The 2099-nt window shown below is 71.9% G+C and carries 2 protein-coding genes; both read right to left on the reverse strand.

Annotated features, from left to right (window positions below; genetic code table 11):
* Window positions 1-76: 76 nt before the first annotated feature.
* Window positions 77-1153 carry a prolipoprotein diacylglyceryl transferase gene (lgt, locus tag V7E45_RS22040; protein ID WP_333775929.1) on the reverse strand — a complete coding sequence of 359 codons (1077 nt, stop codon included), beginning with the start codon at window positions 1151-1153 and terminating at the stop codon, window positions 77-79.
* 84 nt (window positions 1154-1237) lie between these two features.
* Complete coding sequence (locus tag V7E45_RS22045) at window positions 1238-2011, reverse strand: DsbA family protein (protein WP_333775930.1); 774 nt, start codon at window positions 2009-2011, stop codon at window positions 1238-1240.
* Window positions 2012-2099: the final 88 nt, after the last annotated feature.

The raw sequence follows: 2099 nt of genomic DNA on the forward strand, positions 1-2099 counted from the left end.
CCCCCCCCCCCCCCCCCCCCCCCCCCCCCCCCCCCCCCCCCCCCCCCCCCCCCCTTCCGTGCCGTACGGCCGGACCTCAGCCCTTCTTGGCCGACTCCGCCTCGTCCTTCGCCGCGGCGGTGTCCGGCTCCGCCTCGGCCGCGGCTTCGTCCCCGGCGCCGTCCCGGTCCTTCACGGCGGCCTTGCCACCGGTCCTGTCACGGGCCGTGTCACCGGTTCTGTCGCCGGTCTTGTCGCCGGACTGCGCGGCCGCCGGCTCCTCGGTCCCGGTCCGGTCGTCCTCGGCCTCGGCACCGGTCCCGGTGCCGTCGGCCGCGCCGCCGCAGGCGTCCGTCGCGGCTCCCGGCTCGACCACCACTTCCCGGCCCGGCCGCTTCTTCGCCGACACCACGATGTAGGTCACCGCGAGCAGGAAGACGACCAGCGCGGTCCAGTCGTTGAGGCGCAGGCCCAGGATGTGGTGGGCGTCGTCCACCCGCATGTACTCGATCCAGCCGCGGCCCACGCAGTACGCGGCGACGTACAGCGCGAACGCCCGGCCGTGGCCCAGCCGGAAGCGGCGGTCGGCCCACATGACCAGGAGGGCGACTCCGACGCACCAGAGGGACTCGTAGAGGAAGGTCGGGTGGTAGTAACCCGGCACCCGGCCGCCCTCGGAGGACGTGATGTGCAGCGCCCACGGAACATGCGTCTCGCGTCCGTACAGCTCCTGGTTGAACCAGTTGCCCCAGCGGCCGATGGCCTGGGCGAAGGCGATGCCGGGCGCGACGGCGTCGGCGTAGGCGGGCAGCGGGACGCCCCGGCGCCGGGCGCCGATCCACGCCCCGACCGCGCCCAGCGCGATCGCCCCCCAGATGCCAAGGCCGCCCTGCCACACCTTGAAGGCGTCCACCCAGTCACGGCCCTCGCTGAAGTACAGCTCGTAGTCCGTGATCACGTGGTAGAGCCGGCCGCCCACCAGGCCGAAGGGCACGGCCCAGACGGCGATGTCGGCGACCGTGCCGGCCCGCCCGCCCCGGGCGATCCAGCGCTTGTTGCCGAGCCAGACGGCGACGAAGACGCCGATGATGATGCAGAAGGCGTAGCCGCGCAGCGGAATGGGGCCGAGGTACAGCACCCCGTGCGACGGGCTGGGAATGTAGGCAAGTTCCATGGCAAGGTCGACGCTACCGTGCCGGGCCGCCCGGACGGCGGGCAGACCGGCAACGGGTCCGTAACGGGGACGTGAGAAAACCCCTTACCGGCGGTTGGCCGCTTCCACCATCTCCTTGAGCTTCGCCGGGGTCAGCGTCTGGTCCTGGTAGATGTTCTTGCCGTCGAACAGGACCGTGGGCGTGCTGGAGAAGCCGCCCGCGCCGAAGGCCTTGTGGGACTTGTTCACCCAGTTGTCGTGGGTGCCGTTCTTCACGCAGGCGCGGAACGCGGGGGTGTCGAGGCCGTTCACCTTGCCGGCCAGCGCGATCAGCTTGGCGTTGTCCGCGAAGGCGTCGTCGGTCTCCTTGGGCTGGTTCGCGTACAGCACGTCGTGGTAGTCGCGGAACTTCCCGGCGTCCTGGGCGCAGGCCGCCGCGTTGGCCGCGCGCAGCGAGCCGGTGCCGCCGAGGTTGCCGTCGATCAGCCGGACCAGGTGGTACTCGATCCGGAGCTTGCCCGCGTCGGTCAGTTCGTGGAGCGTGGGCCGGTACATCGTCTCGAAGGACTGGCAGGCCGGGCAGCGGAAGTCCTCCCAGACCGTGAGCGTCGCCTTGGCGCCGTCCTTGCCGACCGGGACGGCGAGGCTGTCCTTGCCCTGGGCGCCGGAGGGTGCCACGACCGGGCCCGCGCTGCCGCTCTTGTTCTTGCCCGCGTTCGCGGCGACCACCCCGATCACCGCCGCGAGACCGAGGACGCAGACGACGCTCGCGCCGACGATCAGCGCGCGCCGTCGCTTCTCCGCGGTCTTCTGCTTCTCACGCTCGACCGCCAGCCGCTCGCGGGCGGTGCGCTTTCCGTCACGGTTCTTCTCGCTCACATCCCCAGGAACGAACCGGGGGGGGGCCCCCCGCCCCCCCGGACCGACGTCCACACGTTCGAGTGACCGAAAATTACGTTGTGAAACG

The sequence above is a fragment of the Streptomyces sp. IBSBF 3136 genome, from assembly GCF_036815105.1.
GTDB lineage: Bacteria > Actinomycetota > Actinomycetes > Streptomycetales > Streptomycetaceae > Streptomyces.

What these genes read in the sequence shown, in the direction of transcription:
- lgt (WP_333775929.1), bottom strand. Translation starts at nt 1,153, where the DNA reads ATGGAACTTGCCTACATTCCCAGCCCGTCGCACGGGGTGCTGTACCTC.